We start from the raw sequence: 15,654 nt of genomic DNA on the forward strand, positions 1-15,654 counted from the left end.
AGCATCAATAATTTGATCTGCATCACCTTCGCCATTCCACATCGCCTCAAACACAGTCTTGGCAATTTTGCCGGAGATGGTATTGTCCGCAATGCGCTTGATCATGCCACCCAGCATTTGCGCGCTGACTGGCGCATCTGGAATTTCCTTGCCTTCCTTGTTCAGGAAACCAGAGAAATCACCCATTACCCAGTTGGCACACAGCTTGGGCTCACCACCAGCCGCCTTGATTGTTGCTTCGTAATAGTCAGCAATTTCCCGACTCGCGGTCAGCACGCCCGCATCGTAGGCACTCAAACCAAACTCGCTCATGAAGCGCGCTTTCTTCTCATCTGGCAACTCGGGCAATGTTTTGCGCACAGCACTGATAAAGTCGTCATCCAGCACCAGCGGCAACAAATCTGGATCAGGGAAGTAACGATAGTCCATCGCTTCTTCTTTGGAACGCATGGAACGCGTTTCACCCTTGTCTGCATCGTACAAGCGAGTTTCTTGCACCACTTTGCCGCCGCTTTCAATCAGCGCAATCTGGCGATCCACTTCGTAGTTAATCGCCCGCTCGACGAAACGGAAAGAGTTCAGGTTTTTGATTTCTGCGCGCGTACCAAATTTCTCCTGGCCTTTAGGACGCACGGACACGTTGGCATCACAACGGAACGAACCTTCCTGCATGTTGCCGTCGCACACTTCCAGATAACGCACCAGGCTATGGATTTTTTTCATGTAGGCAACAGCTTCTTTGGCGCTGCGCAAATCCGGCTCGGAAACGATTTCCAGCAGCGGCGTGCCAGCACGATTCAAATCGATACCGGTCATGCCCTGAAAATCTTCGTGCAGCGATTTACCCGCATCTTCTTCCAGATGCGCGCGAGTAATGCCTACGGTTTTAACCACGCCATCATCCAGCTCAATATCAATACTACCTTTGCCCACGACAGGTAATTCAAATTGTGAGATCTGATAACCTTTGGGCAAGTCCGGGTAAAAATAATTTTTACGCGCAAACACCGAGCGACGGGTAATTTCGCAATTGTTGGCCAAACCGAATTTCACCGCCATTTTGACGGCTTCTTTGTTCAACACCGGCAATACACCCGGCAAACCCAAATCAACAGCACAGGCCTGAGTGTTCGGCATCGCGCCATAGGCGGTAGAGGCCCCAGAGAAAATCTTGCTCTTGGTCGCCAACTGGGCGTGGATTTCTAATCCAATGACAACTTCCCATTCCATATTTTTATCAACCTCGTTTATTCGTCGCGTCAATTAAGCAAACGGAGTGCGCTTGTGCCAGTCAGTTGCCTGCTGGAATTTATGCGCAACATTCAACAGTTTTGCTTCAGCGAAATAATTACCAACAATCTGCAATCCCACAGGCAATTGACCGGCAAAACCGGCAGGAATGGACATGCCTGGCAGACCCGCCAAGTTCACCGCGATGGTGTAAATATCTTCGAGGTACATACTCACTGGGTCGCTGTTTTTCTCACCCAGTTTGAAAGCTGTACTCGGCGCAGCGGGCCCCATGATCACGTCAACTTTTTCAAAGGCTTTTTTGAAATCATCGCTGATCAAACGACGCAGTTTTTGTGCTTGCAGGTAATATGCATCGTAGTAACCCGACGACAGCGCATAGGTTCCCACCATGATGCGGCGTTTCACCTCGTGACCAAAACCTTCGCCACGCGAACGCTTGTACAAATCTTCCAGATCTTTGGGATTTTCGCAGCGATAACCAAAACGCACACCGTCCATGCGCGACAGGTTTGAAGAACATTCCGCTGGCGCAACCACATAGTAAACAGGCACCGACAATTTGGAATTGGGCAGACTGATCTCGACTACTTCTGCGCCCAGTTTTTTGTATTCGGCTATTGCGGCTTCAACCACTTTTGCCACGTCAGCATTCAGGCCGGCTTCAAAATATTCTTTAGGCAAACCGATTTTCAAGCCACGCAGATCGTTATTCAGCGTTGCGGTGTAGTCAGGCACCGGCTGATCCACACTGGTCGAATCCTTGGGATCAAACCCCGCCATTGCCCCCAGTAATAGTGCGGCATCTTCTGCGCTACGCGTCATCGGCCCTGCCTGGTCCAGGCTGGAAGCAAACGCAATCATGCCGTAACGCGAAACACGGCCATAAGTAGGTTTGATACCGGTAATTCCACACAATGATGCAGGCTGACGAATCGAGCCACCCGTGTCAGTACCGCTCGCGGCCGGCGCCAGGCCCGCAGCAACCGCCGCCGCCGAACCGCCAGAAGAGCCACCGGGTACGCGCTGTAAATCCCAGGGATTTTTTACTGGACCATAAAAACTGGTTTCATTGGACGAGCCCATGGCAAATTCGTCCATGTTGGTTTTACCCAACATAACCATGCCGGCATCCGCCATTTTATCGACCACAGTCGCGTTGTACGGTGCAATAAAACTGTCCAGCATCTTCGAACCACAGGCGGTGCGTACACCATTTGTGCAGAAAATGTCTTTGTGGGCGATAGGCACACCCGTCAAAATTCCGCCTTTGCCTGAAGCTATTATTTTGTCAGCAGCACTGGCCTGCGCCAAAGCAATGTCATCACAAATGGTAACGTAGCTGTTTGTCTGGGCATTCAGCTGATGGATGCGTTGCAAGTAAGCCTGAGTCAATTCGGTACTGGAGAGCGTTTTGGCACGCAACTCCTTGGATAATTCTGCAATGGTCTTGTCGAACATGGGAACTCTCATTTAGCCGTCAATATTTTTATACACGACGGGAACAGTTTCTGCATAATGTTGTTATACTGATGAACAGGAATAATAACCCGTTCAAGTTTAATGTGTTATCACTCGATAACTTTGGGCACCAGGTAAAGTCCGTTTTCCACGGCAGGCGCAAATTTTTGAAAGTGATCGCGTTGATCAATCTCAGTAACCTCATCGGAGCGCAAGCGCTGTACAGCATCCAGAGGATGAGCCATCGGAGCCACACCCGAGGTATCGATACTGTTCATTTGTTCAACGAGATTAAGAATATTAGAAAGGTTTTCGGCGTAAGCAGGAATGTCTTTTTCATCCAGGGACAGACGCGCAAGATGAGCGATTTTTTCGACATCAGCTTTTTCCAGAGACATGGCTTGCTCCACTTTTGGGGGTTAAAAACAGGATGAGAACCTTACCACAGTTGGCTGCTTGCCCAAAGCCTTTCCCATTGGTAGATTACGCAACAATTTTATAGGACAGAAATCACATGTTTGGAAGTTTACGCGGCGTTTTTTCCAACGACCTATCCATAGACTTGGGTACGGCCAATACTCTCATCTATGTTCGTGGCAAAGGCATCGTGCTGGCGGAACCGTCTGTGGTAGCCATCCGCCAGGACCGTGGACCCGGCGGTCCCAAGAGCATCGCGGCGGTTGGCCTGGAGGCCAAACGCATGCTGGGCCGTACGCCAGGCAACATCACCGCCATCCGCCCTCTAAAAGATGGGGTTATTGCTGACTTCACCGTCACCGAAAAAATGCTGCAGCACTTCATATATAAGGTGCATGAATCACGCTTTTTCCGCCCCAGTCCGCGCGTACTGGTCTGCGTTCCCTGTGGCTCCACCCAGGTAGAGCGCCGCGCGATCAAGGAATCCGCTGCTGGCGCGGGCGCCCGCGAAGTGTTCCTGATTGAAGAGCCCATGGCTGCCGCCATCGGGGCTGGCATGCCGATCGGCGAAGCCAGCGGCTCGATGGTCGTGGACATCGGTGGCGGTACCACCGAGGTTGCGGTTATGTCACTTAACGGTATCGTTTATTCCGCCTCGGTGCGTATCGGTGGCGACCGTTTCGACGAAGCCATCATTAGCTATGTGCGTCGCAACTACGGCACCCTGATCGGTGACGCTACCGCCGAAAAGATCAAACAGGAGATCGGCACCGCCTATCCTGCTGACGAAGTTCGCGAAATCGAAGTCCGTGGTCGTAACCTGGCGGAAGGTGTGCCTCGCAGCTTCACCCTGAACAGCAACGAAATTCTGGAAGCTTTGCAAGAGCCACTGGCCGGTATCGTTGCCGCCGTTAAATCCGCGCTGGAACAAACACCACCAGAACTGGGTTCTGACGTTGCTGAACGCGGCATGGTGCTCACCGGCGGCGGCGCTCTGCTGCGCGACCTGGACAGACTGTTGATGGAAGAAACCGGTCTGCCGGTTATCGTTGCCGAAGACCCACTGACCTGTGTGGCTCGTGGCGGCGGTCGCGCCATGGAGCTCATTGATGAGCACGGCGGCGAAATCTTCACTGTCGAATAATCCAGGAGATCGGCCATTAAACCGCTGTTCGTCTACGGCAAGGCGACCCTGCCCCGACTCCTAATGTTGGCAACATTGTCCGTTGGCCTGATGGTCGCGGATCATAAGCAACATTATCTGGATGTGGTCAGGTCGACCTTGTCGATATTCCTCTATCCCCTGGAATACGCAGTAGATCTGCCGTTCAGCGCTGGCAGTTGGGTGGGCGAAAACATGTCGTCCCGCGAAACGCTGCTGGAAAACAATGCCCTGCTAAAAACCAAAAACGAATTTCTGCAGGCTCAGATGCAGAAATACGTTTCGCTGGAACTGGAAAATCTTCGCCTGCGCGAACTGCTGGAGGCATCCAAGCGTGTTCCCGATCGTGTGCTTGCTGCCGAACTGTTTGCGCTGGATTTTGACCCCTTCAGCCACAAAGTTCTTATCAACAAGGGTCAACGCCACGAAGTTTATCTGGGACAGCCCGTTATTGATGCCTACGGCGTCTTCGGTCAAACCGTCGCGATCACGCCGTTAACGACTTCAGTCATGCTGATTACCGACCCCAACCATGCGCTTCCCGTGCAATTCAACCGCACAGGCTTGCGCTCTATTGCCACAGGCACGGGCAGTCTGGGTTCGCTGGATCTGCAATACATCCCTAACAACGCCGACATCCGCGAGGGCGACCTCGTTGTCACTTCCGGTTTGGGCGGAATTTATCCCAAAGGTTACCCGGTAGCCAAAATAACCCGTTTTGAGCAAGACCCCACCCAGCCTTATGCCCGAGTTCAAGCCGAGCCATTGGCGCAACTTGATCGCAGTCGTGAAGTCCTGCTGGTGTGGACACAATCGTCGATCGACGAGGACGTTGCGCCATGATCCACCGCCAAAGCCACATCGGCATTATCACCCTGACGTTCATCGCTGCGTTCGCGTTGAGCCTGATCCCATTACCACACTGGGCTGGCTCGTTTCGCCCGGCTTTCGTGCTGATGGTGCTTGTCTATTGGTGCATAGCGCTACCGAACTCAGTCAATATCAGCGTGGGCTGGATCGTTGGTTTCATCACTGACATCATGGTCGGCACCTTGCTGGGGCAGCACGCTCTGGCCTTTGCCATCGTCGCCTTCCTCGCCGTTAAACTGCATCAACAGATTCGCGTTTACCCTCTTTGGCAACAGGCCCTGAGCGTATTCACCCTGGTGGCACTGGCGCAACTGCTGGTGGTTTGGGTTCTTGGCATCATTGGCCAATCGCCCAATTCCTGGCTGTACTGGATGCCCTCGTTCACCAGCGCACTCATCTGGCCTTGGACCTACATGCTTATGCGAGATCTCCAGCGCAAATTCGGCGTAACCTGAGGCGATGCGATAATCCATGGCCAAGGACATTTTACGCGATCATATTCAAGAAACCTCGCTGTTTTCCAACCGTATCATCACTGCCGCTGTCATTACGTTCATACTGCTGCTGGCTTTGATCGTCCGGATGGTGTACCTGCAAATCGTCAAATTCGAACACTTCAGCACCCTGTCGCAAAACAACCGCGTTGCGCTCGTTCCCATGCCGCCCACGCGGGGCCTGATTTATGACCGCAGCGGCGTGCTGATGGCGGAAAACATTCCATCGTTCACCCTGGAAATCACGCCCGCCCATATCGAGGACATGGACGATGTTTTGCGCCGACTTGGCAAACTGATCGAAATCACCCCACGTGATCTCGAAAAATTCCACAAGGCGCGCAGACAAACATCACGCTTCAAACCGGTGCCACTGCGTTTCCGCCTCACCGAGGAAGAAACCGCCAAGTTTGCTTCGCGCAGCCACTTATTCCCTGGCGTGGAAATTCAGGCACGTCTGACCCGTTATTACCCGTTTGGCCCACTGGGCGTTCAGGCCGTGGGTTACGTGGGCCGCATCAGCGAAGACGAAATGGCCACACTGGATCAGGCCGAATACAACGGCAGCACCCACATCGGCAAAACCGGGGTTGAAAGTTTTTACGAAACCGAACTCCACGGCAAGGTGGGCTACAAGAAAGTAGAAACCAACGCCCGGGGGCGCATTTTGCGCATTTTGGAAGAAACACCACCCCAACCCGGCAATAACTTAATCCTCAATCTGGACGCGGCCACCCAACTGTCTGCCGAAAATGCCCTGGGTGCTGAGCGTGGTGCGGTTGTCGCTATCGATATCAAAACCGGCGGTGTCGTTGCCTTGGCCAGCATGCCCAATTACGACCCCAACCTGTTCGTCAACGGTATCGATTCCAAGACCTATGCCGAGCTTAGTGGCTCACCCGACCAGCCATTATTTAACCGCGCCATCCGCGGCCGCTACCCACCAGGCTCCACCATCAAACCCATGGTTGGCCTGGCGGGCCTGGAATACGGCTTAAGCAAACCCGAACAGGCGATCGATTGCTACGGCTGGTACAGCCTCAAAAACGACGACCACCGCTATCGTGACTGGAAAAAAGAAGGCCACGGTCACACCAATCTGAATCTGGCCATCGTCGAATCGTGTGACGTGTACTTCTACGATCTGGCTCTGGATCTGGGTATAGATCGCCTGTACGAATACATGAGTCATTTTGGTCTGGGCAAACGTACCAACATTGATATTGGCGGCGAACTGCCCGGTCTGATGCCCTCGCGTGAATGGAAGCGCCGCACTAAAAATGAATCCTGGTATCCCGGCGAAACTCTGATCACCGGCATCGGCCAGGGCTTTAATTTGACCACACCACTGCAGCTGGCCTCTGCAACCTCGCAATTGGCAGGCTATGGCACCGGCAAACGCCCCCGCCTGGCTTATGCGTTTGAGGATTACCTGACCAAGCAGCAAACCATTCTGCCAGCCAAACCACTCGACCCCATCCCGATTAACAACCGCTCCAACTGGGAAGAGGTTATCCAGGGCATGAAGGATGTCGTGCATGCAGCCCGCGGTACTGCTCGTGGCATTAGCCGCGATGTGCAATACACCATCGCTGGAAAAACGGGTACTGCCCAGGTGTTTGGTATCGCCCAGGGAGAACAATACGTCAAAGAGGATTTGGACAAACGGCTACATGACCACGCATTGTTTATTGGCTTCGCCCCGGTCGAAGACCCTGTCATTGCCGTCGCCGTCATTGTCGAGAACGGTGGTAGCGGTGGCAGCGTTGCCGCCCCTGTCGCCCGCCAGGTGATGGACACCTACATGCTGAGGACCCGCCCATGAAGCTCGAAGACCGCTATCGTCCCTGGATAGATCGACGCCGCAAGCGCGGCGCACTCGGTTTGGTTCGTGGCATGCACATCGACTGGCAACTGTTTGGCGGTCTGGCCGCGTTGCTATTACTGGCATTATTTGTTCTGTACAGCGCAGGTGGAGCCAGTTTCGACACTGTCTCGGCCCAGGCAGTACGCCTGCTGCTGGCGCTGATTGTGCTGTTCGCCATTGCGCAAATTCCCCCACATCACCTGGCGTTTTGGACCCCCTGGTTTTACGGCCTGGGCGTCATACTGTTGCTGGCGGTCATGCTGTTTGGTGATATTGGTAAAGGGGCACAGCGCTGGCTGGATCTGGGCTTTATGCGTTTTCAGCCCTCGGAAATGATGAAACTGGCGGTTCCCATGATGGTCGCCTGGTATTTGTCGACCAAAAACATGCCACCACGCCCGCAGCACTTGCTGATTGCCTTGGCAATTATCTTCGTTCCTGCTGTACTCATTCTTGAACAGCCGGATTTGGGAACCGCCATTCTGGTGGCCAGTGCCGGCCTGTTCGTGCTGTTTTTGACGGGTCTCAGCTGGCGCCTGATCGGCGGCTTCGGCCTGATCATGGCCATCGTCGCGCCAATCATGTGGTTTTTCATCATGCATGATTATCAGCGCCAACGGGTACTAACTTTCCTCGACCCCGAATCGGACCCGCTGGGTACCGGCTACCACATCATCCAGTCCAAAATTGCGATTGGCTCAGGTGGCGCCTACGGCAAGGGCTGGCTCAATGGCACCCAGTCACAGTTGGACTTCCTGCCGGAACGCCACACCGACTTCATTTTTGCGGTGCTCGCCGAGGAGTTTGGCCTGATCGGCGTCATCGTCCTGCTCTCTATTTATCTTTACATTGGTTCACGCGGCCTACAAATTGCGTATCAAGCCCAGGACTCGTACACCCGTCTGTTGGCTGGCGCACTCATCCTGACATTCATGGTTTATGTTGTGGTTAACATCGGCATGGTCAGTGGCTTGCTACCGGTAGTGGGTGTGCCATTGCCGCTGGTCAGCTACGGTGGTACGTCCGTTGTCACATTGATGGCAAGTTTTGGCATCCTGATGTCGATACAGACTCATAGGAAGCTTTTGCAGAGCTGAGACAACCCCGAATGAGGTGGAATAACCATGGGCCGCACGCCAACCAAACCCGTCTGCAGCGCACTATTATGTGCGCTAACCCTTGTTTTTAGCAGTAACGCCAGCCAGGCGAGTTCTGAAGTCCAGCAACGTCCGGAAGTGCAGAAACTCATTAAAGAGTTGGTTTCTGAGCACAAATTTTCCGAGGACAAGCTGAACAGCATATTCTCCCAGGTCACGCTGCTGCCCAAGGTCATCGATTCGATGAACCGCCAGGCTGAAGCCCTGCCCTGGCATCGCTATCGCTCCATTTTCCTCAAGAACGAACGCATCGAACAGGGTGCCCGTTACTGGCAGGAAAATGCTGCTGCCCTGCTGCGCGCTGAACAAAAATATGGCGTTCCCTCGGAAATCATTGTCGCCATCATTGGCGTCGAGAGCCGCTTTGGCGAGCACAAGGGCAGTAATCGCATCATTGATTCGCTGACCACACTGGCCATCGACTACCCCCGCCGCGCCAGTTTTTTTACCAATGAACTCAAAGAGTTCTTGCTGCTATCCCGCGAAGAGGGCATGGACCCACTTCAAGTTAAAGGCTCGTTTGCCGGCGCCATGGGTAAGCCACAGTTTATTTCCAGCAGTTACCGCCAGTACGCCGTGGACTTTGACGGCAATGGCGTGCGCGACCTGATCAGCAGTCACGAAGACGCCATAGGCAGCGTTGCCAACTATTTCAAACAAAACGGCTGGAAAACCGGTGAACAGGTTGCTGTCCCTGCCCAGGTCAGCGGCAACAAGTACCGCCAGCTGGTTGAAAAAGGCTACCAGCCCAACGTCGCCCTGCGCGAAGCCCGGACCATGGGCGTCAGCTGGAACAGCGCGCTGTCTGCCGATGAAAAAGGCGCGCTGATAGAGTTGCAGCAAGTTGATGGCGCCGAGCACTGGCTGGCGCTGCAAAACTTTTACGTTATCACCCGCTACAACCGCAGCCAGCACTATGCCATGGCCGTGTTCCAGCTCTCCGACGAAATCCGCAAGCGTCACGCGCAGTTGACCTCGGCTGCCTTGGAACAGTAACACTATGCGTCAGGGGTTTGACCCAGGCAGGGTCAAACCCCTACAATGAAACAAGTGACCACGACGCCCGCCTGCCATGCTGAATTTATTGCACTATCTTCTTGTCCCGGTTCTGATTTTTACTCTCTCTGCCTGTAGCAGTACCTCCCGACTTGTTCAGGACGGGCCACCGAATCGGGTTGATATCGACCTCAATCGTGTCAGCGATGCCACGCCACGCGCCGAACCCCGGGCTCGCTATGGCAATCCCGCGTCGTATCAGGTCTATGGCGTCACCTATGTACCGCTCAAAACTGCCCAGGGATACCGCGAACAGGGCTTTGCCTCGTGGTACGGCACCAAGTTCCACGGCGTCCTGACGTCCAGCCGTGAACCCTACGACATGTACGCCATGACTGCCGCTCACAAGACGCTGCCTCTACCAACCTACGTGCGCGTCACCAATCTCAGCAACAACAAATCCGTGATTGTACGAGTCAATGATCGCGGCCCCTTCCACTCGGATCGGATTATCGATCTGTCCTACGCCGCCGCCTACAAACTCGACATGCTCAAAAAAGGCACCGCACCGGTGCTGGTTGAAACTATCGACACTGCCGTGCAACCAATCGATGCCAAGACGGTCTATCTGCAGGTAGGTGCTTTTGATCAATTTGAAAATGCCGAACAGATGCGACAAAAATTACTGGATGCTAAAATAAGTAGCGGTATAAAAATTGCTCCTAAAAACACCAGCAATTCCCTTTATCGGGTGCAGTTAGGCCCATTCACTAATCGCGAACAAGCCATGGAGTTCCGTGCACAGCTGGCCAGGTATGGCGTAGACAGCGCGCATGTTGTTAGCGATTAACAATCGTAAGTTGAATATTTGCTATGAAATCATCACTCCGCCGTTTTTGTTCACAGCTAACCGCTGTTTCCATACTTAGCCTCAGCTGGGGTATCGCCAACGCTGTGGTTGCCACCTCCCCCAAACTGGACGCCAAAGCGTACATTTTGATGGACTTCAACAGCACCAATATCATCGCCGAACTGGACAGCAAGCGTACGGTTGAACCTGCCAGTCTGACCAAAATGATGGCTGCGTACATCGCCTTTCACGAGCTGGAGGCGGGTAAGATCCGCGCAGAAGACCAGGTCGTGATCAGCAAAAATGCCTGGAAGATGCAGGGCTCTCGGATGTTTCTCGCGCTTGACTCGTCCGTCACCGTCAACGAATTGCTGCACGGCATGATTATTCAGTCTGGCAATGACGCCACTGTTGCCTTGGCCGAACACATCGCCGGCAGCGAAGAGTCGTTTGTGTCACTGATGAATCATTACGCCAAAAAACTGGGCATGAACAGCACTCACTACATGAATGCCACAGGCTTGCCCCACAAAGAACACTACTCCACCGCGTACGATCTGGCCCTGCTGGCACGCTCCATCATTGCCGAATTTCCGCAACACTATTCGCTGTACTCCGAAAAGGAATACACCTACAACGGCATCCGCCAGTACAACCGCAACAAGTTGCTGTGGCAGGACAAATACGTTGACGGCATCAAAACCGGCCACACCGACTCCGCCGGTTACTGCCTGGCCTCGTCCGCCAAGCGCGGCGACATGCGCCTGATTTCAGTCGTACTGGGTACCGACAGTGAAAACGCCCGCGCCACCGAGTCGCAAAAACTGCTCACCTACGGTTTCCGCTTTTTTGAATCGCACAAACTCTACTCCGCTGGCCAGGTGCTGACCAAATCACGCATCTGGAAGGGCGATGCTGACGACATCGCACTGGGACTGAGCAAAGACATGTATGTCACCATTCCCCGCGGCCAGTACAAATCACTGAAAGCGGCCATGAGTGTCGACAAGAAAATCATCGCACCTGCCGCCAAGGGTCGCGTTTACGGCAACGTGACAATTTCCCTGGGTAATCAAAAAATTGCTGACGGCCAGCTCATTGCGCTGAAAAACGTCAACGAAGCCAGCTTTGCCTCCTCCCTGGTGGACGAAGTCTTCATGTTCTTCGAATAACGATGAACACCGTTTATCTCAACGGGCAATTCATCGCCCGCGAACAAGCCACGGTTTCCGTTCTGGACCGTGGTTTTTTGTTGGGTGACGGCGTGTACGAAGTCATCCCGGTATACCACGGCAAGGCATTTCGCCTGGAGCAGCATTTACAGCGCCTGGAAAACAGCCTGCACGCCATTCACCTGCCGCCGCCGCTCAATGCCCGACAATGGACCGACATCGTCGGACGGTTAATCCAATTACACGGCGGCGGTGACCAAAGCCTGTATTTACAGGTCACCCGTGGCCCCGGCATGCGCGACCACCTGTTCCCGACCCAGATCAATCCGACGGTGTTTGCCATGACCACGCGGCTGCCAGTCGCCGGCACCGCCGAACCCGAAGCGGCCAGCGCCCTGTGCCTGGCCGACAGCCGCTGGGAGCACTGCAACATCAAATCGATTTCGCTGCTGGCCAACATTCTCGCCAAGCAGCAGGCCTTCAGCCAGGGCAAATCCGAGGCATTCCTGATCCGCGATGGCCTGCTCACCGAGGGCACGGCCAGCAATGTGTTCATGGTCAAGGATGGCGTGATCGTCACCCCGCCCAACGGCCCGCACCTGCTGCCCGGCGTCACCCGCGATCTGATTCTGGAGTTGGCGCATACCCACCAAATGCCGGCGCAGGAACGTGACATTTCGCAAGACGAACTATACCTCGCCGACGAAATCTGGCTCACCAGCTCGGCCCGCGAAATCGTCCCGGTCACCGAACTGGACAACCGCCCGGTGGGCAACGGCCAGCCCGGCCCGGTCTGGCGGCAAATGCTGCGACACTATCGGCAATTCAAGGCCAATTTGGCGACTCAGGCTTGAAAAATGCGCCGATCGCCCCTATTCTCCCCGCCATGACTGACACGACACCTGACAACCTCATAGAGTTTCCCTGCCACTTTCCCATCAAAATCATGGGACTGCATTGCAGTGAATTTGAAATCGCGGTACTGGAAATCATCCGCCGCCACAGCCCCGACCTGGCGGAGGATGCCATTCGCAGCCGACCAAGCAAGGGCAACAAATACCTGGCGCTGACGATCACCATCGTTGCCACCAGCCGCGAGCAACTGGACAACATCTATCGCGAACTAAGCGCTCACGAGCTCGTCACCATGGCCCTATAGCCATGACAAAACAGCTCATTCGCAAAGATCTGGGGGTATGTGATTATTTACCCACTTATCTGCGCATGCAGCAGTTCAGCGCCCAGCGCCCCCCGGACCAAATCGACGAACTCTGGCTGCTGCAACATCCGCCGGTATTCACCCTGGGCCGCAACAGCAAACCCGAACACCTGCTCGCGCCGGGCGATATCCCGGTCGTCCCCATCGACCGGGGCGGCCAGGTCACCTACCACGGCCCCGGGCAACTGGTCGGCTATATCCTGCTGGACGTCAAACGCAATGGCTTTGGCGTCCGCCAACTGGTCACGGCGCTGGAGCAAAGCATCGTTGCCCTGCTGGCCGATTATCAAATCGACAGCCACGCCAAACCCGATGCCCCTGGGGTCTACGTTGGCGAGCGCAAAATCGCCGCGCTGGGACTGCGCATCAAGGGCGGCAAAAGCTACCACGGCCTCAGCCTGAACCTGGACATGGACACCGAGCCCTTCAGCCGCATCAATCCGTGTGGTTACGCGGGCCTGCAAATCGCACAGATGCGGGAATTTCTCGACCCGATTGATGAACAACAGATAAAATCCCGTCTAACCGCCCACTTGGCGCGCATTCTGGGGTATGACGAGGTAATCGATGGACACTAAAGGCAACAAACAGCGCGGCGCAGACAAGGTCGCCCGCATCCCCGTCAAAATCGAACCCACCCAGCAGATGCCTCGCAAACCTGCGTGGATTCGCGTCAAAGCGCCCAAGGGTCAGGCCGTCAGCCAGCTCAAGGCCGTGTTGCGCGAACACAATCTGCACACCGTCTGCGAAGAAGCCTCCTGCCCCAATCTGGGCGAATGCTTCAGCCACGGCACCGCCACCTTTATGATCATGGGTGACATTTGCACTCGTCGCTGCCCGTTCTGCGACGTTGCCCACGGCCGCCCCAATCCGCTGGATGACAACGAGCCGACCAATCTGGCCGGCACCATCAAGGCGATGAATCTCAAATACGTCGTCATCACTTCGGTGGATCGTGACGACCTGCGCGACGGTGGTGCCGAACATTTCAGCCGCTGCATCCAGGCCGTGCGAGAGCAATCACCGCAAACACGCATCGAAGTGCTGGTTCCGGACTTTCGCGGCCGTCGCGAAATTGCGCTGAAAATTCTTTCGCAGTCACCGCCGGACGTGTTCAACCACAATCTGGAAACCGTGCCCCGCTTGTACAAACAGGCCCGCCCCGGTGCGGATTATCAGTATTCGCTGGAATTAATTCGTGAATTCAAACAACTCTACCCCCACATTCCCGCCAAATCTGGTTTAATGCTGGGATTGGGCGAAACGCTGGAAGAAATTCGCGAAGTGCTGCGTGACCTGCGTGCCCATCAGTGTGACTGGTTAACCCTGGGCCAATATTTGCAGCCGAGTCTACATCACCACCCGATCGACCGCTTCGTTACCCCGGACGAGTTTGACCAACTTGCCGACTACGCCAGATCCATTGGTTTTACCAATGTGGCTAGCGGCCCCATGGTACGCTCCTCCTACCACGCGGACTTACAGGCTGCAGGTGAAATTATTAAATAACAACAACAAAATGAGGATGTGCCATGAAAGGATTTGCTGGCTCGTTACTGGTCGGTAGTTTGTTAGTGGGTAATGCAGCCTGGGCGGCCACCAACACCGCCTGCGTCGCCCCGGGACAGTGGCTTCACATCAGCGATAACAAAAAATTGACGCCCACCGACGCCATCCGCGATCTGGCGGCACAGCAGGTGGTATTACTTGGCGAAGACCACGACAATGTCCAGCATCACCGCTGGCAATTGCATACTATTGCCAAACTCCACGCCCTGCAGCCCGACATGGCCATTGGCTTTGAATCTTTCCCGCGCCGACTGCAACCCGTGCTCGATCGCTGGATTAACGGCGAACTGACCGAAAAAGAATTCCTCAAAGCCACTGACTGGGAAAACATTTGGGCCTACGACGCCAACTACTACATGCCCATGTTCCAGTTTGCCCGCATGCACCACATTCCCATCTACGCCATGAACGTGGATCGCAGCCTGATTCAGCGCATTGGCCAGAATGGCTGGGCCAGCATTCCCGCCGAGGAACGCGAAGGCATCAGCGACCCCGCCCCTGCGACCGAGGAATACGTCAATTCGCTCGCTGACATTTTCAGCCAGCACATGCCGCATAACAGTGGCGAACAAAAGAAATTTAACGTCACCGACCCAGGCTTCCTGCGTTTCGTTCAAAGCCAGCAAATCTGGGATCGCGCCATGGCTGAAACTGCCCATCGCGCCGTCGGCCAGGACAAACACCGCTTGTTCGTTGGCATCGTTGGCGCCGGCCACATCATGGGCGGTTATGGCATTCCCTACCAGCTCAAGGATCTGGGCGACCATACCTTGCGCACCCTTATGCCCTGGGACGGCGCCATCGACTGTGACCTGTTGCAACCGGGTTTGGCCGACCTTGCCTTTGGCATGACACCGCCCGACAAAGACAACGATGCCACCCAGAAAAAACACCGCCAGATGTTGGGAATTTATCTGGAGCCTTCTGAAAAAGGTATAGGCGTCACCAAGTTAGTGCCCGGCAGCCTCGCCGAAGCCATGGGCATGAAAACCGGCGACGTGATTGTGCAAGTCGCCGGCAGCCCGGTCAGCAAGGTCAATGATGTCGTTGATGTTGTAAAAAATATGCCAAGGGGCACCTGGTTGCCGATAACAGTACAGCGTGGGAATAAAACCCTTGAGCTGATTGCCAAGTTCCCCCCGCACAAACATTCTGCGGAGTAAGTTCAA

At 54.7% G+C, this 15,654-nt stretch carries 16 protein-coding genes; 13 read left to right on the forward strand and 3 right to left on the reverse strand.

Annotated features, from left to right (window positions below; translation table 11 throughout):
- The 3 genes from gatB to gatC all read right to left on the reverse strand — a co-directional run.
- On the reverse strand, window positions 1-1,230 hold a 1,230-nt coding region (gene gatB / locus OEW58_05370; GenBank protein MDH5300776.1), incomplete at its 3' end, for an Asp-tRNA(Asn)/Glu-tRNA(Gln) amidotransferase subunit GatB.
- Between the two features lie 33 nt (window positions 1,231-1,263).
- Window positions 1,264-2,712: an Asp-tRNA(Asn)/Glu-tRNA(Gln) amidotransferase subunit GatA gene (gene gatA / locus OEW58_05375; GenBank protein MDH5300777.1), complete on the reverse strand. Its 1,449-nt coding sequence runs from the start codon at window positions 2,710-2,712 to the stop codon at window positions 1,264-1,266.
- 110 nt (window positions 2,713-2,822) lie between these two features.
- Complete coding sequence (gatC, locus tag OEW58_05380; protein MDH5300778.1) at window positions 2,823-3,110, reverse strand: Asp-tRNA(Asn)/Glu-tRNA(Gln) amidotransferase subunit GatC; 288 nt, start codon at window positions 3,108-3,110, stop codon at window positions 2,823-2,825.
- Between the two features lie 116 nt (window positions 3,111-3,226).
- On the opposite strand from gatC, the gene OEW58_05385 reads away from it, so the two are divergent.
- From OEW58_05385 to OEW58_05445, 13 genes are all read left to right on the forward strand, one after another.
- Entirely contained in the window at window positions 3,227-4,273 is a 1,047-nt protein-coding gene (locus OEW58_05385) for a rod shape-determining protein (protein ID MDH5300779.1), read from the forward strand.
- 63 nt (window positions 4,274-4,336) lie between these two features.
- A complete protein-coding gene (mreC, locus tag OEW58_05390) occupies window positions 4,337-5,134 on the forward strand; it encodes a rod shape-determining protein MreC (protein MDH5300780.1) in 798 nt (265 codons plus the stop codon).
- Window positions 5,131-5,616 (forward strand): rod shape-determining protein MreD, encoded by a 486-nt coding sequence (gene mreD / locus OEW58_05395; protein MDH5300781.1) that lies wholly within the window; start codon window positions 5,131-5,133, stop codon window positions 5,614-5,616. Before mreC ends, mreD begins: the two co-directional genes overlap by 4 nt.
- Before the next feature lie 16 nt (window positions 5,617-5,632).
- Complete coding sequence (mrdA, locus tag OEW58_05400) at window positions 5,633-7,480, forward strand: penicillin-binding protein 2 (GenBank protein ID MDH5300782.1); 1,848 nt, start codon at window positions 5,633-5,635, stop codon at window positions 7,478-7,480.
- Between the two features lie 71 nt (window positions 7,481-7,551).
- Window positions 7,552-8,619, forward strand: a complete 1,068-nt coding sequence (rodA, locus tag OEW58_05405) for a rod shape-determining protein RodA (GenBank protein ID MDH5300783.1) — start codon at window positions 7,552-7,554, stop codon at window positions 8,617-8,619.
- A 27-nt stretch (window positions 8,620-8,646) separates the two neighbouring features.
- The gene (gene mltB / locus OEW58_05410; protein MDH5300784.1) at window positions 8,647-9,675 is read left to right on the forward strand and encodes a lytic murein transglycosylase B; all 1,029 of its coding nucleotides are present in this window, start codon (window positions 8,647-8,649) and stop codon (window positions 9,673-9,675) included.
- 76 nt (window positions 9,676-9,751) lie between these two features.
- Window positions 9,752-10,525 carry a septal ring lytic transglycosylase RlpA family protein gene (locus OEW58_05415; protein MDH5300785.1) on the forward strand — a complete coding sequence of 258 codons (774 nt, stop codon included), beginning with the start codon at window positions 9,752-9,754 and terminating at the stop codon, window positions 10,523-10,525.
- A 23-nt stretch (window positions 10,526-10,548) separates the two neighbouring features.
- Complete coding sequence (locus OEW58_05420; GenBank protein ID MDH5300786.1) at window positions 10,549-11,697, forward strand: D-alanyl-D-alanine carboxypeptidase; 1,149 nt, start codon at window positions 10,549-10,551, stop codon at window positions 11,695-11,697.
- Window positions 11,698-11,699: 2 nt separating this feature from the next.
- Window positions 11,700-12,551: a D-amino acid aminotransferase gene (locus OEW58_05425; GenBank protein MDH5300787.1), complete on the forward strand. Its 852-nt coding sequence runs from the start codon at window positions 11,700-11,702 to the stop codon at window positions 12,549-12,551.
- Between the two features lie 32 nt (window positions 12,552-12,583).
- Complete coding sequence (locus tag OEW58_05430; GenBank protein MDH5300788.1) at window positions 12,584-12,856, forward strand: DUF493 domain-containing protein; 273 nt, start codon at window positions 12,584-12,586, stop codon at window positions 12,854-12,856.
- Window positions 12,857-12,858: 2 nt separating this feature from the next.
- Window positions 12,859-13,494 carry a lipoyl(octanoyl) transferase LipB gene (gene lipB / locus OEW58_05435; GenBank protein ID MDH5300789.1) on the forward strand — a complete coding sequence of 212 codons (636 nt, stop codon included), beginning with the start codon at window positions 12,859-12,861 and terminating at the stop codon, window positions 13,492-13,494.
- Window positions 13,484-14,425, forward strand: coding sequence for a lipoyl synthase (gene lipA / locus OEW58_05440; protein MDH5300790.1), 942 nt, complete (start codon window positions 13,484-13,486; stop codon window positions 14,423-14,425). The genes lipB and lipA overlap by 11 nt, the downstream gene beginning before the upstream one ends.
- 23 nt (window positions 14,426-14,448) lie before the next feature.
- Window positions 14,449-15,648: a ChaN family lipoprotein gene (locus tag OEW58_05445; GenBank protein ID MDH5300791.1), complete on the forward strand. Its 1,200-nt coding sequence runs from the start codon at window positions 14,449-14,451 to the stop codon at window positions 15,646-15,648.
- The last annotated feature ends 6 nt before the right edge of the window (window positions 15,649-15,654 follow it).

It is taken from the genome of Gammaproteobacteria bacterium, from assembly GCA_029884425.1.
Taxonomy (GTDB): Bacteria; Pseudomonadota; Gammaproteobacteria; order S012-40; family S012-40; genus JAOUHV01.